General features: G+C 61.4%; 18 protein-coding genes. 3 read left to right on the top strand and 15 right to left on the bottom strand.

Going from position 1 to position 23764, the window contains the following annotated elements; translation table 11 throughout:
* Positions 1-11: 11 nt before the first annotated feature.
* Both RG2_RS04075 and RG2_RS04070 read right to left on the bottom strand, forming a co-directional pair.
* A complete protein-coding gene (locus RG2_RS04075) occupies positions 12-2171 on the bottom strand; it encodes an Rv1355c family protein (RefSeq protein WP_230590357.1) in 2160 nt (719 codons plus the stop codon).
* Positions 2140-2922: a hypothetical protein gene (locus tag RG2_RS04070; RefSeq protein WP_133637947.1), complete on the bottom strand. Its 783-nt coding sequence runs from the start codon at positions 2920-2922 to the stop codon at positions 2140-2142. Before RG2_RS04070 ends, RG2_RS04075 begins: the two co-directional genes overlap by 32 nt.
* Before the next feature lie 150 nt (positions 2923-3072).
* On the opposite strand from RG2_RS04070, the gene RG2_RS04065 reads away from it, so the two are divergent.
* Entirely contained in the window at positions 3073-3831 is a 759-nt protein-coding gene (locus tag RG2_RS04065) for an acyl-[acyl-carrier-protein] thioesterase (protein ID WP_033236446.1), read from the top strand.
* Here RG2_RS04065 and RG2_RS04060 read toward each other — a convergent pair.
* Entirely contained in the window at positions 3828-4028 is a 201-nt protein-coding gene (locus RG2_RS04060; RefSeq protein WP_033236447.1) for a hypothetical protein, read from the bottom strand. The genes RG2_RS04065 and RG2_RS04060 overlap by 4 nt on opposite strands.
* A 73-nt stretch (positions 4029-4101) precedes the next feature.
* On the opposite strand from RG2_RS04060, the gene RG2_RS04055 reads away from it, so the two are divergent.
* A complete protein-coding gene (locus RG2_RS04055; RefSeq protein WP_033236448.1) occupies positions 4102-4599 on the top strand; it encodes a SixA phosphatase family protein in 498 nt (165 codons plus the stop codon).
* Here RG2_RS04055 and RG2_RS04050 read toward each other — a convergent pair.
* Entirely contained in the window at positions 4596-5603 is a 1008-nt protein-coding gene (locus RG2_RS04050; protein WP_033236449.1) for an MsnO8 family LLM class oxidoreductase, read from the bottom strand. The two genes, RG2_RS04055 and RG2_RS04050, sit on opposite strands and share 4 nt — an antisense overlap.
* 88 nt (positions 5604-5691) lie before the next feature.
* Between RG2_RS04050 and RG2_RS04045 the strand changes: the two genes are divergently transcribed.
* On the top strand, positions 5692-6078 hold the full coding sequence (locus RG2_RS04045; protein ID WP_033236450.1) for a glyoxalase superfamily protein: 387 nt from the start codon (positions 5692-5694) through the stop codon (positions 6076-6078).
* 53 nt (positions 6079-6131) lie between these two features.
* On the opposite strand, the gene RG2_RS04040 is transcribed toward RG2_RS04045, so the two are convergent.
* The 11 genes from RG2_RS04040 to RG2_RS03990 form a co-directional block, all read right to left on the bottom strand.
* A complete protein-coding gene (locus RG2_RS04040) occupies positions 6132-10088 on the bottom strand; it encodes a DNA-directed RNA polymerase subunit beta' (RefSeq protein ID WP_033236451.1) in 3957 nt (1318 codons plus the stop codon).
* A gap of 118 nt (positions 10089-10206) precedes the next feature.
* A complete protein-coding gene (gene rpoB, locus RG2_RS04035; protein ID WP_033236452.1) occupies positions 10207-13713 on the bottom strand; it encodes a DNA-directed RNA polymerase subunit beta in 3507 nt (1168 codons plus the stop codon).
* A gap of 433 nt (positions 13714-14146) precedes the next feature.
* Positions 14147-14962, bottom strand: coding sequence for a hypothetical protein (locus RG2_RS04030; protein ID WP_033236453.1), 816 nt, complete (start codon positions 14960-14962; stop codon positions 14147-14149).
* A gap of 36 nt (positions 14963-14998) precedes the next feature.
* Positions 14999-15652 carry a hypothetical protein gene (locus RG2_RS04025; RefSeq protein ID WP_230590359.1) on the bottom strand — a complete coding sequence of 218 codons (654 nt, stop codon included), beginning with the start codon at positions 15650-15652 and terminating at the stop codon, positions 14999-15001.
* 102 nt (positions 15653-15754) lie between these two features.
* The gene (locus tag RG2_RS04020) at positions 15755-17002 is read right to left on the bottom strand and encodes an MCE family protein (protein ID WP_033236455.1); all 1248 of its coding nucleotides are present in this window, start codon (positions 17000-17002) and stop codon (positions 15755-15757) included.
* Positions 16999-18231, bottom strand: coding sequence for an MCE family protein (locus tag RG2_RS04015; RefSeq protein ID WP_033236456.1), 1233 nt, complete (start codon positions 18229-18231; stop codon positions 16999-17001). Before RG2_RS04015 ends, RG2_RS04020 begins: the two co-directional genes overlap by 4 nt.
* Complete coding sequence (locus tag RG2_RS04010) at positions 18228-19475, bottom strand: MCE family protein (protein WP_033236457.1); 1248 nt, start codon at positions 19473-19475, stop codon at positions 18228-18230. Before RG2_RS04010 ends, RG2_RS04015 begins: the two co-directional genes overlap by 4 nt.
* Positions 19475-20470 (bottom strand): MCE family protein, encoded by a 996-nt coding sequence (locus RG2_RS04005; RefSeq protein ID WP_033236458.1) that lies wholly within the window; start codon positions 20468-20470, stop codon positions 19475-19477. Before RG2_RS04005 ends, RG2_RS04010 begins: the two co-directional genes overlap by 1 nt.
* Positions 20467-21546, bottom strand: coding sequence for an MCE family protein (locus tag RG2_RS04000; protein WP_033236459.1), 1080 nt, complete (start codon positions 21544-21546; stop codon positions 20467-20469). Before RG2_RS04000 ends, RG2_RS04005 begins: the two co-directional genes overlap by 4 nt.
* Positions 21543-22904 carry an MCE family protein gene (locus tag RG2_RS03995; RefSeq protein ID WP_033236460.1) on the bottom strand — a complete coding sequence of 454 codons (1362 nt, stop codon included), beginning with the start codon at positions 22902-22904 and terminating at the stop codon, positions 21543-21545. Before RG2_RS03995 ends, RG2_RS04000 begins: the two co-directional genes overlap by 4 nt.
* The gene (locus tag RG2_RS03990) at positions 22901-23761 is read right to left on the bottom strand and encodes an MlaE family ABC transporter permease (protein WP_033236461.1); all 861 of its coding nucleotides are present in this window, start codon (positions 23759-23761) and stop codon (positions 22901-22903) included. Before RG2_RS03990 ends, RG2_RS03995 begins: the two co-directional genes overlap by 4 nt.
* Between the last annotated feature and the right edge of the window lie 3 nt (positions 23762-23764).

Below are 23764 nucleotides of genomic sequence, written 5' to 3'. Positions count from 1 at the left end.
TCTACGGTGCCTCAGCGTCGAATACTGTTCGCCGGCAGTCGCGCACTGCGCACTGTTTCCGGTGGACAATGACTCAGGCGCAGCACCAAGGCAATGGACTCCTCGCTACCGAGATCGAGTAGCACTCGCATGCGCAGGCGCAATGCATCGAGTTCGCTCGCAAACGGGTCAGACAATCGCGCGCAGTCGCTACCGTCGCGGGCGTACAGGAACACTGGCGACATGGGTTGCACACCCAATCCGTGCTCCTGTGCGCACACCCACACCGCTTCGGCAGCCGAACCGCCGCGAACATAGTCGTCGAGACAGGAACCGTCCACAGTCACCACACCAAATGCCGAACTCGACGTGATGCGGTCACGAGCACTGATCCCCAATACTTCTCCCGCGCCCCATCGCGCCAGCCGGGTCACCACGTCACTACGCCTGACGACGTCGAGGAATGCCACCTCGCTGTCGGCGAGCCCCAGTGTGCGGATATCGATCCCGGTATTCGCTGTTTCCGATCCCGGCCAACGCAATTCGCCGATCATCTGCTCGTGCAGCATCGGCGTCAGGTATCGGATACGGTCAGCGGCACCCACGACGTCCCCGAACACACCAAGATCACGCGGGTCCGTGTACAGATGAAGATTTCCGCCTTCATCACGCGCGGCGCCCCGCAGAGCATCCTCGAGCTCACGGCCGATCGGTGCTTGCACACCTACCCCTCGATTGGTACTTCGCTCCATCATCGCCGGGTAGTGCTGCGCCAGAAGCTGATTCGTTGCTTCTCCCAGCTTGACGCTTGCCACCAAATCTACCGAATCCGGATCGGGAAGTAGAACGGTGTCACCAAGAATTCCGTGTGCCGCTGCTGCGACCTTCGCGTTGTAGACGGCAGCACCGATCGCCACATGGGTTGCCCGGCCCTCTAGATCCATCAACGACGTTCGATCACGATCCGCATGAACGTGGATCACCGGCCCATCGACCTCGACGGCCCAGGGTTGGGCATTTCCGCCCGACGGCGCCCACCTGATCGCCTCGAGAACAGCCTCGACGCCGTCGGCCGGCATCGTCGGTGCCGCGCCAGCCGCCACACTCGTTTCAGGAACATCGCTCTGCGAGCCATCCTCGTCGACCAGTGGATCACGCAGACAATTCAGCCGGGCACCCGAGTCGATCCGGATCCGGCCGGACGGCAGCGACTCCCCCAAGCCGAACCGGCGCACCGCCGTCGCAACGGCGGATGCCCCCGCGAAGCATTCACTTCCGAGCTGCGGCCACGTCGACAGTGTCGACCCGACTTCGACCAGTGACGCAGCCATTTTCGCCGACAGTTCTGCGGCCGACAGGAGCGCCAACGCATGGGGGATCTTCTCCTGGGCCGTTAGTCCGGCCAAGGTCGCTGTATCGACATTCCCGAGAAGCCCGTGAAACAACGGTCGCTGCGGCTCGAGATCAAAACGCTCGATGTCCAGCAGCCCACGATCGGTTGTCTCCATGATCACCGGGATTCCACGACCACGCGCCACCCGTCGTATCGACATCTTGGCGTCGAGCGAATCACATTCCTCGACAACCAGATCCAGACCGTCGACAATCTTCTCGACGCTCGCGTCCGTCACCCCGGCCGTAAACACCGACACAGCAAGATACGGGTCGAGTTCGGCAACACGCCGCGCTGCGACCACCGCCTTGTTGACACCCACGTCAGTGATTCCCACCGGGATTCGGTTCAGGTTCGAGAGGTCGATACTGTCGAAATCTGCCAATCTCAGCTCGCCGCACAACCCTTCGAGCGCCAGAGCCTGCGCGATGACATTCCCGACACTCAACCCGACGATTCCTACACGCAACCGTCTCAGTCGCGCCTGTTCGTCACGGGTGATCTTGTTCCGGTTCCGGTCCAACCGGAGAAGTGAAAATGATTGCGGACCAAGAATTCCCACCAGCTCGCGCCGCCACGGGTAGTACACCCAACGACAAGGTTCGTCGACAACCCGGCGATCAGGAAGATCGCGAAGTCCCGACAACTCGTCGCGGAACCGAGCCCGATGGTCGAGAGTCAACGTATCCGGTTGTCGCCTCACCTCTTCCAACGAGGCAGCGTCGGCGGCGACTCGCTCGTCGAACAATCTCGCTCGCCAGAGCGCCTCATTCCCGGCCGACACCATCGCCGAGTCCATGTTCCGCGAAGCTGTGAGACGGCACTCGCGCCCCCTCGAGTTGGGCTGCCTCCGCCAGGAGTGCCGGCAACTGAGTATGGTGCGTCTTGTCCACGTACGTGTGCTTGTCCCACCACATCATGCGGGTCAGATACCGCTCGTCCGGATACGGAACCCCGGGAATGGAATCCTCCATGACGCCGCCACAGGTAGCCCAACGGTCGAGTACGTACCCCGCGGCCGTCGCGAATGCGAACCTGACTCCGAGCAGCGACAGCGCATGCGGTGCGATGCGCGACAATGCCGACGTCAGCTCACCACGTCTCTCCGCTTGCGCCCCGCACCAGGCAGTCTTGAGTTCGATCACACCACTTGGGATACGCCCGTCGATCATGGCGTAAACCTGTGCGATACCGGGGTGGTCGGTCCATTCCTGGACAGCGTGTGCCTGGTCCGCGCACATGTACGGCCCCTGCACGCGCACGCCGCCGACAACACGTCCCACGTCGTCGAGAGCCACGAAGAACAGCGTTGTCGAGAGCCCGTCCACTATGTCGTCGTATTCGACGACACTCTCGACTCCGTGATGTCGATAGTTCTCCCGCGCACCGTCTAGATACTCGCGCCATAATCGCGGATGCGACGCTGGTGTTGCAACAAGGAACCAGCACCGGGACGTAGCGTCGAAATAGCCACATTCCGATGCCGTAGTCGTGGGTGCTGTAGTCGTGCGTACCGCAGTAACAGAGGTTGTGCTCGCCGCTCGAGTCATGACAGTCCCGTCCACACCAGAAGGTGCGTAGTCGAAGCGCGAGGAGAGAATCTTATTGTCGCAAGAAATCGGCACCGATGCTCGAATCTCTGCGTCGACCGACCACCTGGCAGAATTCAAGCAACCCCTCGGCGAACAGGAATCACTTTCGTGAACTCAGACCTCACACTCGCGCCGCAGCCCGATCGCGGACCGATTTTCGTGAAAACACGCCCGGTGCGCACCGGCGACATCAACGCGGCCAAAGCGCTCCGGTTGGACGGCGTCGCCCGATACCTGCAAGACATCGCCACCGACAACATCGAGGCCATCGAGGCCGTCGACACTCACCCGTTCTGGATCGTGCGTCGAACCGTCATCGACGTCATCCGTCCGGCGATCTGGCCCGAATATCTGACCATGACCCGGTGGTGCTCCGCATTCTCGACGAGGTGGGCGAACATGCGTGTCCGCTTCGACGGCAGCAACGGTGCGCTGATCGAGACGGAAGGGTTCTGGATCCACATCAGTGCAGAGTCCGGTATGCCCACCCGGATGAGTGACGACTTCATGAAACCACTCGAGGAATCCACCGACGAACATCGCCTCAAATGGAAACGTGTGATCGCCGACAACGCACCGGACGTCGAAGCACCGGGCGTCATCGACACTCCGTTCACCCTGCGTGTGACTGATATCGACCCGTTCGATCACGTCAACAACGCCGTTTACTGGCAAGCCGTCGAAGAGGTGATCAGTACCCGAACTGCACTGCGCAGCACGCCTCACCGGGCGGTGATCGAATACCTCTCACCCCTTGTCGCCGGCGACGACGTGGTCCTACGGAGCCACGTCGAAGGTTCGCGCCTCACCGTCTGGTTCCTGGTGGGCGATGCACTGCGCGCCGTTGCACAGGTGAGTGCGCTCTAACGCAGCTTGCGAGTAGCTACTGCCGCAACGCCGAACACCAGAGCGAGAAGGATCGCGGCCCAGAAACCGAAGAGCCACCACACGACACCGAAGACGACTACAGCCGGCGCCACAGTGATGAGTGCAATGGTAGGGCTTTCCCGTACCACCTCGAGAGCCGTTCGAGCATGCGTGCGATCGAGCTTCTTGCCTGCCATGGAAGCCTCCTTCAAGGTCCTGACCATCCAGAGTAACCGTCACTGGTAGCGACAAAGCGGATAACGTGAACGCATGGCAGACCACCGCACCCTCGTTCTCATGAGACACGGAAAGTCCAGCTATCCCGAAGGCATTCGCGATCACGAGCGGCCACTCGCCGAACGGGGGCTGCGCGAAGCCCGCCTCGGCGGCGAATGGATCCGCGAGAACGTCCCACCCATCGACGCCGTATTGTGCTCGACGTCGCGGCGCACCGTCGACACCCTGGCCGCGACCGCCGTCGACGCCCCGACAGGCTTCGACAAGTCGATCTACGGCGGATCCCAGGCCGACGTCATCAACGCAATCCGGACCACGTCCGCCAATGTCAGCACGCTCCTGGTCATCGGCCATGAACCGGGAATTCCCTGGACTGCACTGGATCTGGCATCGAACGAGAATTCCGAAGCAGCCCAACGGATTCGAGACAAGTTTCCGACTTCGGCAATCGCCGTGTTGTCCGTGCCCGTCCCGTGGTCAGAACTCGACGACGCTGCGGCCACGCTGCTGGAGTTCCACGTTCCCCGCTAGATCACCTCGCGCAGTACGTGATCCGAGTGTTCCAGGGCGGCGCGGTCGTATGTCGATGTCGACGCCAGCAACTCGTCCGCGCCCGTCCGCTCGGCCAGATCACTCGAGTGCTGCTTCACCTCGATTGCGGTCCCGTACATGGCCGAAGCCACGAACGAGTCGATACGCCTGGTGGTTCGATCGTTGAGCGCTGCGCCCCTGATCTGTTCCGCCGACACGAGCGGCGGAAACTCCCCTGTCCGTGACGATTCCGCGAGCGCGTACGCCTCCGGAATCAACAGCTCACGGGCCGCCTCGGTGGTATCGGCAACCATGACTTCGAGCGAGACCACGACATAAGGATCGGGGTGCGCGTCGCTGGGCTGGAAAGTCCGGCGATACTGGTCCAGCGCCTCCACCCTGTTGGTACCACCGATCTCGAGCATGGGCCCACCCACGACTACCGGAAGCCCCAGCTGCGCTGCCACTTTCAACCCGGTGCGCGTGGCAAGCACAAAGAGCGGCACCCCGCCGCGCGACGCCGGACGAGCCGTGACGACGGCAGTTCCGTCCAGATAGCGTCGCAGCTCCTCGATATCAGCGGCAAACGTGTCTGGCGCGTCCTCGCTCCGTCGTAGCGCCTGGCGAACCGGTTCCGTGAAGCCCAATGACCGGCCGAGACCCAGATCGATCCGACCCGGATACAGGGCATCCAACATCAGGAACTGTTCGGCGACAACCAACGGTTGATGATTCGGCAGCATGACGCCGCCGCTGCCCAGTCGAATGTCGCGCGTGTGAGCGCCAATGGCTGCAAGAAGCACAGCCGGCGACCCACTCGCGATACCCGGAACCGCGTGATGCTCGGCGACCCAGAACCGGTGGTAGCCGAGAGCGTCGGCACCTTCGGCTCGCTCGAGGGTATGAGTCAGAGCGGCGGAGTCGGGGTATCCGCTCCGGGTTCGGGATCGGTCGAGCAGTGAGAGAAGCACTCTCGAAGCAACAAGGAATTCGGAAAGTTTCATCCGATTCGCAATCGAGGACCGTTTCTGACCGCAATACCCGCAACACTGGACCTGTCGCCGGAATTCACCATCACATGAAGGGCACGTCATGGACATCAAGCTCGAACTGGTCGCCATTCCCGTCACCGACATCGACCGCGCCAAGGACTTCTACGTCCGACTCGGCTTCAACGCCGACCACGATCACACCGTCAACGAGAACCTGCGTTTCGTCCAGCTGACCCCACCTGGTTCCGCCTGCTCCATCTGCATCGGCAAGGGAATCACCGACGCCGAACCCGGTTCGGTCGTCGGCATGCAGGTGGTAGTCAAGGACATCGAAGAGGCCGAGCGCGAGTTCAAGAGCCGCGGGATCGATATCAGCCCGATCGACGACCAGGCTTGGGGACGATTCATCTACTTCGCCGACCCCGACGGCAACAAGTGGGCCGTCCAGGAGATCGTCATCCCCGACCTCAGCGGCAGTAACTCCTGAAACGAAAAATCCCCCGCCTCATCAGAGGCGGGGGATTTCTCACGAACTAACCGCTAGCGGTAGTCGTTGCTGAAGCCGTAGTCGTCCAGCGGAACTGCAGCACCGGTGTTCTGGCCGAAGCCGTCCGGGCTGTAGTACTGGTCGTCGTACGCGGGCACTGCGTAAGCAGCGGCGCGGGCCTCTTCGGTGGGCTGAACCTGGATGTTGCGGTAACGGTTGATACCGGTACCGGCAGGGATCAGCTTGCCGATGATGACATTTTCCTTCAGACCGATCAGCTTGTCCGAGCGGCAGTTGATTGCAGCGTCGGTCAAGACACGAGTGGTCTCCTGGAACGATGCCGCGGACAGCCACGAATCCGTCGCGAGCGACGCCTTCGTGATACCCATGAGCACCGGACGGCCTGCTGCGGGCTCGCGGCCCTCAGCGACAACGCGGCGGTTGGCCGATTCGAACTCGGCGCGCTCGGTGAGCGAACCGGGCAGGAACTCGGTGGCACCGGAATCGATGATCGTCACGCGACGAAGCATCTGGCGCACGATGACCTCGATGTGCTTGTCGTGGATCGACACACTCTGGCTCCGGTACACCTCCTGGACCTCGTTGACCAAGTGGATCTGAACCTGACGCGGACCCATGACTCGCAGGACCTCGTGGGGATCGGCAGCACCTTCCATGAGCTGCTGTCCGACCTCGACGTGGTCACCGTCTGCCAGAAGGCGGTCTTCGCCGTCGCTGTGCTTGAAGCTACGCAGACGCTGACGCTTGGAGAGCTTGTCGTAGACAACCTCTTCGCCGCCGTCGTCCGGCACGATCGTGATCTTGTAGAAACGATCGCCGTCTTCGAGCTGCACCCGACCGGTGACGTCCGCGATAGGAGCCTTGCCCTTCGGCACACGTGCCTCGAACAGTTCCTGGACACGCGGCAGACCACCGGTGATGTCGGCGCCGGCCACACCACCCTGGTGGAAGGTACGCATGGTCAGCTGGGTACCGGGCTCACCGATCGACTGTGCGGCGACAATACCGACAGCCTCACCGATGTCGACCAGCTTGCCGGTGGCCATGGAACGGCCGTAGCAAGTGGCGCAAACGCCGGTGCCGGTGGTGCACGTCAGGACCGAACGGACCTTGACCTGCGTGATGCCGGCCTCGAGCAGGGCGTCGATCGCGGGGTCACCGAGATCGTGTCCACGCTCGACGATGACCTTGCCGTTCTCGTCGACTGCGTCAGCAGCCAACGTGCGGGCGTACGTGCTGGTCTCCACGTGAGCATCGCGGATGATCGAGCCGTTGGCCTGCTTCTCCGAGATCGTGGTGACGATGCCGCGCTCGGTGCCACAGTCGGTCTCGCGAACGATGACGTCCTGCGACACGTCCACCAGACGACGGGTCAGGTAACCCGAGTCGGCGGTACGCAGAGCGGTATCGGCCAGACCCTTACGAGCACCGTGCGTGTTGATGAAGTACTCGAGAACGGTCAGGCCTTCCTTGAAGGAAGACTTGATCGGACGCGGGATGAACTCACCCTTCGGGTTTGTCACCAGGCCCTTCATACCGGCAAGCGAACGAACCTGAGTCATGTTGCCGGCTGCGCCGGACTTCACGATCATCGGGATCGGGTTGTTGTCGGGGAAGTGAGCCTCCATGGCCTTGCCGACCTTTTCGGTCGCTTCCTGCCAAATGGTGACCAGAGCGCTGTTGCGCTCCTTCTTGTCCAAAGCACCACGCTGGTACTGCTTCTCGATCTTGTCGGCCTGAGCCTCGAAGTCCTCGATGATGGCAGGCTTCTCCGGCGGAACCAGAACGTCCGAGATGGAGATCGTGACACCGGAACGCGTTGCCCAGTGGAAGCCGACATCCTTGAGCTTGTCGACGGTCTGAGCGACCACGATCATCGGGTAACGCTCGGCAAGATCGTTGATGATCGTTGCCTGACGCTTCTTCGGCATCTGCTCGTTGACGAACGGGTAGTCCGCCGGAAGCAGCTCGTTGAAGAGCACGCGACCCAAAGTGGTGACAGCGGTCCAGCCGTCGCCGTAGTTCCAGCCCTCGGGGAACAGTTCCGCTTCGCGATCGCGCGGCGGACGCTGGTTGGTCAGACGCACCTTGATCTGCGACTGAACCGTCAGCGCGCCACGATCCACGGCCATCTGAGCCTCGGCGGGGCTGGAGTACACGCCCTGCTCCGGACCCTCGGACGTAGCTGCAGCGAGCTCACCGACGACACCGTCGTCGAGACGCGTCAGGTGGAACAGACCGGTCACCATGTCAAGACGCGGCATAGCGAGCGGGCGACCCGAAGCGGGCGAGAGGATGTTGTTCGAGGACAGCATCAGGATGCGTGCCTCGGCCTGAGCCTCTGCCGACAGCGGAAGGTGAACAGCCATCTGGTCACCGTCGAAGTCGGCGTTGAAGGCCTCACACACCAGCGGGTGGAGCTGAATGGCCTTGCCCTCGACGAGCTGCGGCTCGAATGCCTGGATACCCAGACGGTGCAGCGTAGGTGCACGGTTGAGCAGCACGGGGTGCTCGGCGATGACCTCTTCGAGGACATCCCACACCTGGACGCGCTTGCGCTCGACCATGCGCTTGGCCGACTTGATGTTCTGCGCGTGGTTCAGATCCACCAGACGCTTCATCACGAACGGCTTGAACAGCTCGAGAGCCATCAGCTTCGGCAGACCACACTGGTGCAGCTTGAGCTGAGGACCGACGACGATCACGGAACGACCCGAGTAGTCGACGCGCTTTCCGAGGAGGTTCTGACGGAAACGACCCTGCTTGCCCTTGAGCAGATCGCTCAGGGACTTCAGCGGGCGGTTACCCGGTCCGGTGACCGGACGTCCACGACGACCGTTGTCGAACAGGGCGTCGACAGACTCCTGCAGCATCCGCTTCTCGTTGTTGACGATGATCTCGGGAGCACCGAGGTCGATCAGTCGCTTGAGGCGGTTGTTGCGGTTGATGACGCGGCGGTACAGATCGTTGAGGTCGGACGTCGCGAAACGTCCACCGTCGAGCTGAACCATCGGGCGAAGCTCCGGCGGGATCACCGGAACAGCGTTGAGGACCATGCCCATCGGCGAGTTGCCGTTGGTCTGGAAAGCCGCAACCACCTTGAGGCGCTTGAGAGCACGGAGCTTCTTCTGGCCCTTGCCGCTGCGGATGGTCTCGCGAAGAGACTCTGCCTCGGCGTCGAGGTCGAAGTTCTGCATCAGGATCTGGATGGACTCTGCGCCCATCGCACCCGTGAAGTACTCGCCGTAACGGTCGACCAGCTCGCGGTACAGCAGCTCGTCGATGATGAGCTGCTTGACGCTCAGCTTGGTGAAGGTGCTCCAGATCTCGTCGAGACGATCCAGCTCACGCTGCGCGCGGTCACGGAGCTGACGCATTTCGCGCTCGCCGCCGTCCTTGACCTTGCGGCGGACATCGGACTTGGCGCCCTCTGCCTCGAGCTCGGCGATATCGGCTTCGAGCTTCTGCGCGCGTGCCTCGAGATCGGCGTCGCGCTGATCTGCGACAGCCTTCTTCTCGACCTGCATCTCGGCTTCGAGGGTGGACAGCTCGTTGTGACGGAGCTCCTCGTCGACACCGACGATGACGTAAGCCGCGAAGTAGATGATCTTTTCGAGATCCTTCGGAGCCAGGTCGAGCAGGTAACCGAGGCGGCTCGGCACACCCTTGAAGTACCAGATGTGCGTGACCGGTGCGGCCAGTTCGATGTGACCCATGCGCTCACGACGAACCTTGGCGCGAGTGACCTCGACGCCACAGCGCTCACAGATGATGCCCTTGAAGCGGACACGCTTGTACTTACCGCAGTAGCACTCCCAGTCCCGGGTGGGGCCGAAGATCTTCTCGCAGAAGAGGCCGTCCTTCTCGGGCTTGAGCGTGCGGTAGTTGATGGTCTCCGGCTTCTTGACCTCGCCGTAGGACCAATTGCGGATGTCCTCTGCGCTGGCCAAGCCAATGCGGAGTTCATCGAAGAAGTTGACGTCGAGCACGTAACTTCCTTTCCCCGTTGGGGTTACGGTTGCCGGTCACCCGGCAACCTGACTGCCAATTCAAATGTGAACTACGCCCCCGGGCCGCTCTTTCACAGAGCAACCCGGGGACCGAAACCTAGTTCGCGAGGTCGTCGACCGTTGCCGCTTCGTTCCTGGACAGGTTGATGCCCAAGTTCGCCGCAGCGCGCTCCAAGTCCTCGTCGTCGCCGTCCGCCATCGTGATGGCAGCGCCGTCCGAGGACAGCACCTCCACGTTGAGGCAGAGCGACTGGAGCTCCTTGAGGAGCACCTTGAACGACTCGGGGATGCCGGGTTCCGGGATGTTCTCGCCCTTGACGATGGCTTCGTACACCTTCACGCGACCAACCACGTCGTCCGACTTGATGGTCAGCAGTTCCTGCAGCGTGTAAGCCGCGCCGTAGGCCTGCATAGCCCAGCACTCCATCTCACCGAAGCGCTGGCCACCGAACTGGGCCTTACCGCCGAGAGGCTGCTGCGTGATCATCGAGTACGGACCGGTCGAACGAGCGTGGATCTTGTCGTCGACCAAGTGGTGCAGCTTGATGATGTACATGTAACCGACCGAGACCGGGTACGGGAACGGCTCGCCGGAGCGGCCGTCGAACAACGTGGCCTTTCCGTCGGGGCCGACCATCTGCTCGCCGTCGCGGTTCGGCAACGTGGACTCGAGGAGACCAGTGAGCTCGTCTTCCTTCGCGCCGTCGAACACCGGGGTGGCGATGTTCGAGTCGGCAGGAGCGGCGAGCATCTCTTCCGGAAGGGTCGCAGCCCAATCCGGACGAGTGCCATCAGCGGCAATCTGAACGTTCCAGCCGGTCTTGCCGATCCACCCGAGGTGGGTCTCCAGGACCTGACCGATGTTCATACGACGCGGGACGCCGTGCGTGTTCAGGATGATGTCGACAGGCGTGCCGTCCGAAAGGAACGGCATGTCTTCCTGCGGGAGGATCTTGCCGATAACACCCTTGTTGCCGTGGCGGCCGGCGAGCTTGTCGCCGTCCTGGATCTTGCGCTTCTGGGCCACGTACACGCGAACGAGCTCGTTGACACCGGGAGGCAGATCGTCGTCGTCATCGCGCGAGAAGACGCGGATGCCGATGACCTTGCCGGTCTCACCGTGAGGAACCTTGAGAGACGTGTCACGAACCTCGCGGGCCTTCTCACCGAAGATGGCGCGAAGGAGGCGCTCTTCGGGGGTCAGCTCGGTCTCGCCCTTCGGCGTGACCTTTCCGACCAGCACGTCGCCGTCACGAACCTCGGCACCGATACGGATGATGCCGCGCTCGTCGAGGTCAGCGAGGACCTCGTCGGAGACGTTCGGGATGTCGCGAGTGATTTCCTCGGCACCGAGCTTGGTGTCGCGGGCATCGATCTCGTGCTCCTCGATGTGAATCGAGGTCAGGACGTCCTCTTCCACCAGGCGCTGCGACAGAATGATCGCGTCCTCGTAGTTGTGGCCTTCCCACGGCATGATCGCCAGGAGCAGGTTCTTACCGAGCGCCATTTCACCGTTTTCGGTGCAAGGGCCGTCAGCGAGGACCTGGCCGGCATCGACGCGCTGTCCCTCGTCCACGATCGGACGCTGGTTGGCGCACGTGCCCTGGTTGGAACGCGCGAACTTGCGCATCCGGTAGGTCTTGCGGCTTCCGTCATCGGCCATGACCGTGATGTAGTCCGCTGAGACCTCTTCGACAACACCGGTCTTCTCGGTGATGACGACGTCACCGGCGTCGACAGCTGCACGCAGCTCCATACCGGTACCGACGAGAGGCGCTTCGCTGCGAACCAGCGGAACAGCCTGACGCTGCATGTTCGCACCCATCAGGGCGCGGTTTGCGTCGTCGTGCTCGAGGAACGGGATCATCGCGGTAGCGACGGACACCATCTGGCGCGGCGAAACGTCCATGTAGTCGATGTCGGAGGACGAGACGAACTCGACCTCGCCACCCTTACGACGAACGAGAATCTTCGCGTCGGTGAAGCGGCCGTCACGGTCGATGGCCGAGTTGGCCTGTGCGACGACGTGGCGATCCTCTTCGTCAGCGGTCAGGTAATCAACCTGATCGGTGACCTGGCCGTCGACAACCCGGCGGTACGGCGTCTCGATGAAGCCGAACGGGTTGACGCGTGCGTACACCGACAGCGAACCGATCAGGCCGATGTTCGGGCCTTCCGGGGTCTCGATCGGGCACATGCGGCCGTAGTGCGACGCGTGAACGTCACGAACCTCGAGGCCGGCGCGCTCACGGGACAGACCACCCGGGCCGAGGGCAGACAGACGACGCTTGTGCGTCAGCCCCGACAGCGGGTTGTTCTGGTCCATGAACTGCGACAGCTGGGACGTTCCGAAGAACTCCTTGATCGCAGCGACGACCGGGCGGATGTTGATCAGGGTCTGAGGCGTAATTGCCTCGACGTCCTGCGTGGTCATGCGCTCACGAACAACACGCTCCATGCGGGACAGGCCCACGCGGATCTGGTTCTGGATGAGCTCACCAACGGTGCGCAGACGACGGTTACCGAAGTGGTCGATGTCGTCGACCTCAACGGGAACCTCGACGCCGTCCGGTGCCGTCATCGAGGTGTCACCAGCGTGCAAACGCACGAGGTACTCGACGGTGGCGACGATGTCTTCTTCGGTCAGCGTCGAAGCAACAATCGGCTGACCTGCGTTGAGGCCGAGCTTCTTGTTGATCTTGTAACGACCCACGCGAGCGAGGTCGTAACGCTTGTCCTTGAAGAACAGGTTCTCCAGAAGGGTCTGCGCGCTCTCCTTGGTGGGGGGCTCGCCCGGACGCAGCTTGCGGTAGATGTCGAGCAAAGCCTCATCGGTACCGGCGGTGTTGTCCTTCTCCAGCGTGGCCATGAGGATCTCGGAGAAGCCGAAGCGCTCCGTGATCTGCTCCGTGGTCCAGCCGAGTGCCTTGAGCAGGACGGTGACGGGCTGACGACGCTTACGGTCGATGCGGACACCAACGGTGTCGCGCTTGTCGACGTCGAACTCGAGCCATGCGCCGCGACCCGGGATCACCTTGACGCTGTGCAGATCCTTCTCGGTGCTCTTGTCGACGCTCTTGTCGAAGTACACACCGGGGGAACGCACGAGCTGCGAGACAACCACGCGCTCCGTGCCGTTGATGATGAAGGTGCCCTTGTCGGTCATCATCGGGAAATCACCCATGAAGACCGTCTGGCTCTTGATCTCACCAGTGTTGTTGTTGATGAACTCCGCGGTGACGAACAACGGCGCCGCGTAGGTCATGTCCTTGTCTTTGCACTCGTCCGTCGAGGCCTTGACCTCGTCGAATCGAGGATCAGAGAAGGAGAGTGACATAGAGCCGGAGAAATCCTCGATCGGAGAAAGCTCCGCGAGGATGTCTTCGAGACCGCCGGACACTGCATTGTCGCCGAGAGCTGCTGCTCGTTCGCGCCAACTCTGCGCGCCGATCAACCACTCGAACGAATCGGTTTGAACATCAAGAAGCCCGGGAACTTCGAGGGGTTCGCGAACTTTCGCGAACGAAACCCTCTTCGGGGCTCCGGGGATTCCGGAAACTGCCTTGGTCTGGCTAGAGACTGCCAAGATGCGTCCTTCCAGCACCTCACGCGGGCCGCTCCGTACTGTTGCGACCGCCGCTGTATCTGCTTCGAATTTCGCTGGTTACAACCCGAACGAAACCCGTCGCAGAAAGCAAGAAGTACTTGACTTCGCAGCGGTTGAGACGAGGGGTGGACAGGAGGCAGCCAGCGCAACGTCCAAAAGTACACCCTTACTCAGGAAATGTCGAGTCGGGTGTAGCTGAGGGTCTGATTCAGGTGCTGACGTGAGACTGCCGATCACTCGTCCGTGCATGTTCACCGCTCAGACTGGACCTTCGGAACCGCCCCGTCAAGAGCGCCGAGGTAAGTCATGGCATTCGAACAGTCGACCGACTCGGTTCGAACACCGTTGTCGGTAGTGTAGCCAGTCACTGACCCGGATACGAAAAACTGGACCGGAATCTATTTCCGGTCCAGCTCGTCGCACACATTTGTCAGCGGTCGCGGATCTCCGAGATCAGCCAATTACCGTCCTGCTTCTCCAAGCTGACGACAACCATCCCGGAACGGGATCCGGCAGCCACACCACTCTGCGTCGAACTGACGTTCAACTGCGCGAGTAGTTGCGCTCGGTCCTCCTCGAGCCTGGTGACACCGATCTCCGTGACATCCGCCGTAGTCGCCGTCTGGGTTTGTTCGACGCCGGCCTTCTGTGTGTCCTTGTACTCGGTCAGCTGATCACGCATGGCCTGGTTCAGACCCTGCAAGCCCTTGTCGAAATCGGCGTCGAAGGTGCCGGGCGCAAAGGTGAACACCGCCTCGAGCGCCGGTGGAGTCACCCGCAGCACCTCAGCCGTCGCCCCCTCGTCGACCCATGCCACATCGTCCATCTGGGCGCCGACCTTGAAAAAAGCCAGACCCGCAAGCACCGCGACTACTACCGCTGCTGCGCCTAACCCGATGACCAGCGGCCACGAAGTGCGACTCGCTTCCTTCGACAGAGCAGGCTCTGGTGCCGGCGGTTCCTCCGCGAGGCTGGGCTCGGCTGCCGTCTCGGGACTCGGCTGGGCTTCCTTCTCGAGACTCGGCTTCGGGGCTTTCCGAAGGCTTGCCTTCGGGGCTGCCTCGGTCTCGACGGCCTCGGTCTCGACGGCCTCTGTTGCGGCTACCTCGGCCTCGACGGCCTCGACGTTCGCTGGTTCCTCGGCCGGCGTCCCCGCGGGGACGTTCAACGAGCGGGCTGATCCGGCTATCTTCGGCCGACGGTTCTGGTTTGCCTGCGGCATCCCGACTCTGCGCTTCGGTGGCATTACGCGCTTCTCCTTCGGATGGCTGATCGAGGCTGACTACTGGCCACCTGAATCGCCTCCTACGCTCGGTGCGGGCGCCTCGGTGGGCGCTGGTGATTCGGTTGCCGGCGTCGACCCATCGGAACTGCCGGTGCCGTCGGCGCCCGGCAATGTGCCCGACTCCAGATCGATCCGGTTTCCGACGGGTTCGGCCGAACTGGCCTTCCAGATACCGTCCACCTCGACCATGCCCAATCGCATACCGACCTGGTTCTTCACGTACTGGTTGCCCTGGGTGGTAGTGACCTTCACGACCACAAGTGCCGTCGCAGTCCTGTCGTCCGTGTTGAGTTCGGTGAGCGCAGCAGACATCACCTCGGCGTCGGCCTTGGATCCGGAGTTCCGCAGTTCGTCCGTGATGGAGTCTTGAACACTTTGGAGGTACACCGTCATCTCGTCGCCGGTAACCGAAGACCGCATGGTCTCGATCGACGCGTCGAGATTCGCCGAGTCGGCGTTGTTGAGATTGATCGCAACCTGCTGGGCGCCGATCAACGCCTCGTCGCGAATCTCTGCGGTGTTGCGGTCAGTGGTCAACGCCTTCACGTACGGGACGCCGAACACACCTAGCGCAACTAGTGCGGCTACGAGGAGAACGCCGACCGCAACAAGCGGCGCCGTCACCCCCTTCGGACTGCTTTTCTGAATCACGCTCACTACCCTACTTACCTGTTATGTCCGGATCCTGGCAGCACCAATTCCGTTGCCTCGAATCCTCAACTGCCCCAACCCAATAGCACACCCTGGGGCACTCTACTTCGGCGTCACTCCGAGAATCGGCGCCAACTGGGTAGCAATCGGATTGAGATTCAACTTGTCAGGATCGACCTTCGGCTTGAAGTCCCACGGTTGAATCGTGCCGGGATCGGCGTAGATAACCCGGTTGGCACTGCGAACACCCGTCTCGCTGCCCAGCGGGACCTCACAGGACGCCGCTGTGTTCAACGGGAAGTCCTGCTGCGTGTCGTCGAAGTTGGGATCCTGACGCTTCATGTCATCGAGAATCGCCATGGTGCCTTCGTACCCGACGGTGCACGACAACGGATTGTTTGTCTCCAGCACCAACCCTTGATGCACGGTTCCGTCACCAGGAGCCACTGTCGGCCCCGCCGCAGCCAGCCCCGGCAGAAAGATCAGAAACGGCTGCAGCGCAATGGCACGAGGCGCAAACGTCCTGCCGAACGACGCCAGATTTGTCAGGTCCGTGGTCAGTGCCGGACCGGTCTCGTTGACGAGGGCCCCGATCTGCTCGCTTGCCGGGATGCCGTTGTCGATCAGACGCCTGATGTCGGGGTCACTGGTCCGCAGTTGTGCGGCAATGACATCGAGGTCGGCACTGAACTGCTTGATCGACGACGACTGGTCGGACTGGGTCGTGAGCACCGTCTGGCTGTCACGGATCAATCCGAGCGTCTGAGGCAAGGTGTCGAGGCCGGACTGCGAGAGTCCGGACAACGAGTCGGCCAGAACCTGGATGTCCTCACCCTTGCCGTTGAAGGCTGCACCGAGTTCGACCGCGACGGTGTGCAGTGCATCGACGGGCACCGAATGGACCAAGCCGTTCGCACTGGTCAACACTTCTTCGACCGGAACCGGCGTCGCTGTGTCACCCACTGCAATCACAGAACCGTCCTCGAGGAACGGACCCTGATCGGTATCGGGGATCAGATCGACGAACTGCTCGCCGATTGCAGAACGGTTGGCCACAACAGCCCTCGTCGACGCCGGGATCGGCGGTGCATTGTTGTCGATCTTCAGATCGACCTCGATCCCGTCGTCCGTCAGTGACAAATCACCAACCCGTCCCACCGGCACACCGCGATACGTCACCTCGGCATTGGTGAAGATGCCGCCCGACGTCTGCAGTTCCGTCTTGACCGTGTACTGCCCGAAACCCAGGAGGTTGTCGAGGCGCACATACTTGCCTCCCACATAGACAAGTCCTAGGAGCGCGACCAATACGAAGCCCACTAGCTGCCACTTGACCAGAGCCGATCTCATTGTCCACCACCGATTCCGAACTGATCCAGCATTCCCTGAATGGGGTTGAGCGGGGCACCGACTGCAGGTGCCATCGGCAACTGCGGCAGGATCGGCGCGATCGGGAGCAGTGACACTGTGGGCCAGCCCGGTCGCGGTCCGTTTCCGTTGTAATACGGATTGGACGGATCCACCACCGGCTTGGGATCACCGAACTTGGGCTGGCGATACTCGGGATCTCCCTGTCCGACACCAAGCCCGGAGAGCGTATTACCGATTTGCAGGTCGACAGCGAGGAACAAATTGACCGACCCACCTTGCGTGATCTTCTCGACTCCGTCCGGGAACGGGAACGTCGGAAGCAGCGGGAGCGCGCCGACGAGGTCGTCACCGGATGCAGCGAGTGCCTGCAATGTCGGACGAAGTGCCTGAAGATCTGCGATCAGATCGTCCTTGGACTGTGTCAGGACGTCGGTACCGACGGTTCCGAGGCGGTCCACTTGAGCGAGCATCTGCGTCAACTGCGGGCGCTGCTCGTTGAGTACCGATATTGCCACCGGCAGTTCGTCGAGGACCTTGGCGATCTTCTCGTTCTGCTCGTTCACCCGGCTGGACAACACGTCGAGACCGTCGAGCGCGCGAGTGATGTCCTCACGCTGTTCGTTCAAGCCTCCGATGAGAGTATTCGCCTGTTCCAGAAGACTTCTGGTTGTTCCCTCGCGCCCGTCGAACGCCGCGCCGAGCTCCTTGACGATGGGCTGCAACTGGCCGACACCGCCGCCGTTGAGCAGGAGCGACAATGCACCGAGCACCTGTTCGATCTCGGTGGCGTGGCGAGTGCGATCCAACGGAATCAAGTCGCCGTCCGACAACTGGGCCGTAGTGTCCGCGCCACTAGGAGGCGCTGACAGCTGAATGAATTTCTCGCCGAGCAAATTGGTCTGCTCCACGGCGGCAACGGCATTGGCCGGCAAATCCACCGAGGAATCCAAGATGATCCCCACGTCGGCGGTCCACCCGTCCGGGCCGACTCCGATCTTCTCTACTCGCCCGACCGGAACACCGTCCACTTTGACCGCGGACTGTGGAACCAGATCGAGAACGTCGTCGAATTCAATGGTCAGATTCATGGGATTCGATCCCACGTCAGGCCCACCCGGAAGGGGCACCGCATAGATGCCCTCCGACGAGCAGGCACTCGCACCGAGCAGAACCACAAGTCCCGCACCGGCAATCACTGTGCGCTTCACTCGCCCTCCCCGCTGCTCAGTCGCGGTGACACGACACCCGGCACCGTGCCAGGAACAACCTGCATCTCACGCTCCGGGCCGGCCAGGATTCCGAACGGGAGATTCATGTTCTTGGCCTGGTCGGCCGCATCCGTCATAGCGGCCACCGCCACACACTGATCGATGGCGGGTTGCATCTGTCGTCCCAACTCCTCGAACTGAGGATTACCCGGCACCAGTTTGCCGAGATCCATCAATTTGCACAGCACCTCGGCCGGGTTCTGCAAGTCCGGGAAGGCCAGACGTGAAGCGAGAACTCCGGATTCGGCGTCATACGAGTTCACCAGATTGGAAATGGCGAGAGGCAACAAGGTCAGGGTGTTGGCGAGCGCTTCCTTGTTGTTCGCCAGCGTCTGCGTCGGCGCAATCAGGCCTTCTGCAGTTGTCGCCAACTGATCGCGGTTGTCTGCCACGAACTTAGCGACATCACCGAGAGTCAAGGACAACTGATTCAGAGCGGCACCCAGATCATCGCGTTCGCCCGCCAGAAATCCGGTGAGGTCGGACAATTGAGTGTTGAACTGGCGCACCTGTTGATCGTTGGTCGCCAACGCACCGACAAAAGTATTGAGATTCTTGATGGTCACCGCGATGTTGTCACTCGAGTCGTTCAACGTACGAGCCGCGTCGGAGAGCTGGGTGATGCTCTCCCCCAACGCTGCTCCGTTGCCGTCGAGGTTCGCGGCACCGGTCTCGACGAACTTGGACAGCGCACCGTCCTTGTTCGCACCTTCGGGTCCGAGCGCCGACGCGAGGTCGTTGATGCTCGCGTACAACTGATCGACCTCGACCGGGGTGGCGGTGCGCTCGATCGGAATCACCGAACCGCTGGCCATCTTGTCGCCGCCCGTGAACACCGGCGTCAACTGAATGTAGCGGTCCGCCACTACTGACGGAGTCACCTGCGCCGCATTGGCATCCACCGGAATATCGATTCCGCGATCCACGCGGAGGTCGACCTTGACCTGATCGCCCTGCGGTTCCACCGAGGTGACAGTGCCGACCTTCACGCCCAGAACTCGCACGTCGGAACCGTCGTAAATACCGATGGACTTGTCGAAGTACGCCGTGATCGTTGTTGTGCCCGCGCGGGTGAACACCCACCACAAGGCGCCGCCAACCACCAACACGCCAATCAACGCTGCGGCAATGATCGCCAGAGTTCGCTTCTTGGAGCCACTTTCGGCTTCAGTGATATCAGCCATCAGTTACCTCCCAACGTACGAATCGGATCACGAGGGCCCGGAATCAGTGGCAGACCAGGTGGAAGGAGGTTGACAACGACCTGGTCGAACCAGCGGCCGTTGCCGACGACGTTGGCGTACAGGCGAATAAAGGGTTCGTAGAGCTTCAGAGCCTTGTCCAAGTTCTCGTTGTTGGCTTCGAGGATGTCGATGACACCGTTGAGTTGGGTCAACGCAGGCCCGATTGCCGCCTCGTTGTCGCGGACCAATCCGGTGAGTTGCTGTGACACCCGCTGAGTTCCGGTGAGCAACTGGGAGATCGCCTGCTGGCGGTTGTTCAACTCCTGCACCAGCAGAGCGCCGTCACTGATCAGTTGAGTGAACTCCTTGTTCCGGTCCGCCAAGATTTGCGACGTCTTGCCCGTTGCCTCGAACAGTTTCTGCAGGTCCTGATCACGGCTCGCGATAGTCTGCGACAACCGACTCACGCCGTTCAATGATGCTCGGACGTCCTCTGGCGTCTCGGAGAAGGCCTCCGACAGCGTTTCCATGCTCTGCGCCAACTGCTCCGTGTCGATGTCACCGACAGTGTCCGCGGCCGACGAGAAAGCCTCGACAACGTCGTACGGAGCAGTCGTGCGCTCCAATGGAATTCGGTCCTTCGGATCCAGATTTTCGGTGCCACGCGGATCCAGAGCCAGGTACTTCTGCCCCAGAATCGTCTTGATCTGGATGGACGCCGACGTCTGATCGCCGACCCACGCATCCTTGACTTTGAAGTCGACCAGAACGCGGTCACCGTCGAGGTCGACCGATGTCACCTTGCCGACCTTCACACCCGCGATGCGGACCTCGTTACCGGGCTTGAGCCCAGCAGCTTCCGAGAATTCCGCCGCGTACGAAGACCCTGCGCCGACAAAGGGAAGTGAATCCATGAAGAAGGCGGACAACGTTGCCAGGAGCACCACGACGATGCCTATGGCGCCGGCCATTGCCGGACTACGACGCTTTTTCATCGGCCCTGCAACTCCTTCATTCCGTCTTGAGTGCATCGCTTGGCCGCATTGGTGTAGATCGGCATATTGACCGTCGGCAACCCGGTCGGCAAGTTCAATGTTGCCGACTGACCAGGACCTGCAATGATGTCGATTCCGCACAGGTAGAACTGGAACCACGATCCGTAACTGGCGACGCGGGTCAACTTGTCCAGCTTCACGGGCAAGGTCTCGAGCACTGCATTCACGTCGTCGCTACGGCGGTTCAGCGTTGTGGCCAAAGTGTCCAGCGCCGTGATCGATCCCTGGATAGACGGTCGCGTGGGCTCCAGCAGATCCGCCGTTGCATTTGTCAATCCGGCGAGCGACGTGACTGCTGACCCGACAACTCCGCGCTCGTTGGCAAGTCCCGTTACCAACTGCTGTGTGTTGACGATGAGCGAATCCAGATTCTTGTCGTTCGCATTTACTGTCGACAGCACTTCGTTGAGGTTCTTGATCACCGCGCCGATGACAACGTCCTTGTCCGCCACCGTGTTTGTCAGGCTGGCCGTGTTGCGGACGAGTTCGCTGATCGTTCCCGACTCTCCCTGGAAAACCTGGATGATCTGGTACGACAGCTTGTTGACATCCTCGGCACTCAAAGTCGTGAACAACGGCTTGAAGCCGTTGAACAGGGTCGTGAGATTGACGGCCGGTCGGGTCTGCTCGAGAGGGAGCGTTTCGCCTGCGGTCAGCTTCTTACCCTGGCTGCCTTCGCCCTGAGACAGCGAGATGTAACGCTGCCCGACCAGGTTCCGGAAACGGATCGTGGCAATGGAACTGGCCGGCAACCAATCTCGATCGGAGACCGAGAACTGCACTTCGGCTTGGTTGTCGTTGACGATGGCGATCTTCTCGACCTGACCGACACGCACACCTGCAATCCGAACCTCGTCGCCCTCGTTCAGTGAGGTCACGTCGGAGAACACGGCGTTGAACTTGGTCCCGCCTCCCCCTCCGAGGTTTGCGATACTCGCCGCCAGCAATCCTGTTGCCAGAATCGTGACCACGACAAATATGATGAGCTTTGTCAGCGGTGCTGCGAGACCTCTCATTGGAAGCTCACCTCCGCACCGGTAAATGCGGGAGCGCTGACCATAGTGGTCCACGACGGAACATTCTCCGGTGCAACACCATTAGCCTGGCCGTAGATGACCTTCAACGTATCCTCTTCGAGTTGCGAGCCCGCATATCCGGCTTGCTGCACCGGACCGGTGGTGTTGGTCGAGAACATCTGCGGTCCCGAACCTTCCGGAGCCTGCAAGAACTCCATCGTTTCGGGGCCACCGTTGCGGGAAGGAACCTGGTACGAGCCGTCACCGTACGAACCGCCGGGATACTGTGGGAAGGGTCGACCGGGCTCGGTGACATTGTCGTAGCAAACCGGTCCACGATTGTCGACGAGTCGAGGCTCGTCCTGGTTGGGGATGTAACGCCCCTTCGGGTTGACGATCTGAATGTTTGCCCGAACACCGGGATCAGGCGCGTCAGCCGAGAGAATCTTGGCGGCCTTCGGCGTAGTTTCAGCGAATCCCTTGAAGGTGCACCCGAACGTCGGAGAGTACTGAGCCAACAACTGCAGCGCTTCTCGTGAGTCTGCGGACAGCGTGATGATGGACTGCGCGTTTGTCTCGAGGAACGCAGCGGTGGTCGACGACGTCGCCGTCAACGAAGCCAACAGGGTGTTGACCTGATTCTGCTTCTCCACCACCGTGTTTCCGGTGGTGCGCAGAGTGTCGAGTGCATTCACCAGATCCGGCGCGGCCTCCGAATAGGTCTGTGAGAAGTCAGCGAACTTGCGCAGATCCTCCTGCACGGCGGGGAGTTCAGTATTGACCTCGCGGAAAATCTCCTCGAGACGGTCAACGGTGAGCCCCAACTCAGCGCCGCGGCCGGTCAAGCCTTGTGCCAGCGAACCGAGGGTGTTCGCGAGATCCTGCGGCGGAATTGCCTGCAGCAACGGGAGCAAACCGTCCAAGACCTCGCCAACCTCGATCGCGTTGCCGCTCTTGTCCTGATGAAGCACGGTTCCGGCCGAAAGAGGCGGAGCCGTTGTCCCCTCCGGGATGATCAGCGAGACGTACCGCTCACCGAACAGTGTCTTCGGGAGCAAACGAGCTGTCGCGTCGGAGGGAATCAACTCGGCTTTGTCCGGTTCGATCGCGAGAACCGATGTGACGACACCATCGGTTGTCGACGCGGATCGCACCTCACCGACCAACATTCCACGAACCTTGACATCCGCGTTGGGAGGTAACGCATTTCCCACGGAATCGGACAGGAGATCGACCTTCACGACGTCGGTGAACGACTTGTTGAAGGCCCCGATCGTGAAGGTGAGAAACAGCGCCAACACAACGAAGAACACAATTCCCAGCACACGGCGGCGCAGAACGGACGGAGCCTCGATCATCCGGCCACCCTCACTGTTGTCGTGGTGCCCCAGATTGCGAGGCTGAGGAAGAAGTCAAGCACTGCGATAGTCACGATTGCCGCACGAACGGCGCGACCGACGGCCACGCCGACGCCTGCCGGGCCACCCGACGCGTGAAATCCGTAGTAGCAGTGGATCAAAATCAGAACAAAAGCAAAGACCAGGACCTTGGCAAACGAATACAACACGTCCTGCGGTGGCAGGAACAAGTTGAAGTAATGGTCGTAAGACCCTGTCGACTGGCCGTTGAATACCGTACTGATCACGCGCGAGGCCAGATAGGCGGCAAGCAAGCCGACGATATACAGCGGGATGACGGCCACAAAGCCGGCGATCATGCGAGTCGTCACCAGGAAGGGAACCGACGGGACTGCCATGACCTCGAGCGCGTCGATCTCCTCGGAGATACGCATAGCACCGAGTTGCGCGGTGAAACCACACCCGACCGTCGCCGAAAGGGCCAGCGCGGCAACAATCGGCGCGATCTCGCGAGTATTGACGTAGGCAGACAGGAAGCCGGTCAGGACCGAGCTACCCAACTGTTCCAGCGCCGCGAACCCCTGCAATCCCACAACGACGCCGGTGAATCCGGACATCATCGCGATGACGCCGATAGTTCCGCCGATGACAGCCAATGCGCCACTGCCGAAGGTCACTTCAGCGAGTAGACGCAGAGTTTCCTTGCGGTAGCGGTGCAGTGTGCGCGGTGTCCAGGCAATGGCTCGCGCGTAGAACGACATCTGCTCACCCGCGCGATCAAGCACGTTGAGCGGCATTCTGGCTACTTTGCGGCTCTTCAGCAGAAACTGATCGCCGCGGCCTCGTGCGATGGTCATGTA

Origin of the sequence: Rhodococcus globerulus NBRC 14531, assembly GCF_001894805.1 — a bacterium.
Taxonomy (GTDB): Bacteria; Actinomycetota; Actinomycetes; order Mycobacteriales; family Mycobacteriaceae; genus Rhodococcus_F; species Rhodococcus_F globerula.
This window is presented reverse-complemented; position numbering and strand designations above follow the sequence as displayed.

What these genes read in the sequence shown, in the direction of transcription:
- RG2_RS04075 (WP_230590357.1), bottom strand. Translation starts at nt 2,171, where the DNA reads ATGGACTCGGCGATGGTGTCGGCCGGGAATGAGGCGCTCTGGCGAGCG.
- RG2_RS04070 (WP_133637947.1), bottom strand. Translation starts at nt 2,922, where the DNA reads ATGACTCGAGCGGCGAGCACAACCTCTGTTACTGCGGTACGCACGACT.
- RG2_RS04060 (WP_033236447.1), bottom strand. Translation starts at nt 4,028, where the DNA reads ATGGCAGGCAAGAAGCTCGATCGCACGCATGCTCGAACGGCTCTCGAG.
- RG2_RS04055 (WP_033236448.1), top strand. Translation starts at nt 4,102, where the DNA reads ATGGCAGACCACCGCACCCTCGTTCTCATGAGACACGGAAAGTCCAGC.
- RG2_RS04050 (WP_033236449.1), bottom strand. Translation starts at nt 5,603, where the DNA reads ATGAAACTTTCCGAATTCCTTGTTGCTTCGAGAGTGCTTCTCTCACTG.
- RG2_RS04045 (WP_033236450.1), top strand. Translation starts at nt 5,692, where the DNA reads ATGGACATCAAGCTCGAACTGGTCGCCATTCCCGTCACCGACATCGAC.
- RG2_RS04030 (WP_033236453.1), bottom strand. Translation starts at nt 14,962, where the DNA reads ATGCCACCGAAGCGCAGAGTCGGGATGCCGCAGGCAAACCAGAACCGT.
- RG2_RS04020 (WP_033236455.1), bottom strand. Translation starts at nt 17,002, where the DNA reads ATGAGATCGGCTCTGGTCAAGTGGCAGCTAGTGGGCTTCGTATTGGTC.
- RG2_RS04010 (WP_033236457.1), bottom strand. Translation starts at nt 19,475, where the DNA reads ATGGCTGATATCACTGAAGCCGAAAGTGGCTCCAAGAAGCGAACTCTG.
- RG2_RS04005 (WP_033236458.1), bottom strand. Translation starts at nt 20,470, where the DNA reads ATGAAAAAGCGTCGTAGTCCGGCAATGGCCGGCGCCATAGGCATCGTC.
- RG2_RS04000 (WP_033236459.1), bottom strand. Translation starts at nt 21,546, where the DNA reads ATGAGAGGTCTCGCAGCACCGCTGACAAAGCTCATCATATTTGTCGTG.
- RG2_RS03995 (WP_033236460.1), bottom strand. Translation starts at nt 22,904, where the DNA reads ATGATCGAGGCTCCGTCCGTTCTGCGCCGCCGTGTGCTGGGAATTGTG.
- RG2_RS03990 (WP_033236461.1), bottom strand. Translation starts at nt 23,761, where the DNA reads ATGACCATCGCACGAGGCCGCGGCGATCAGTTTCTGCTGAAGAGCCGC.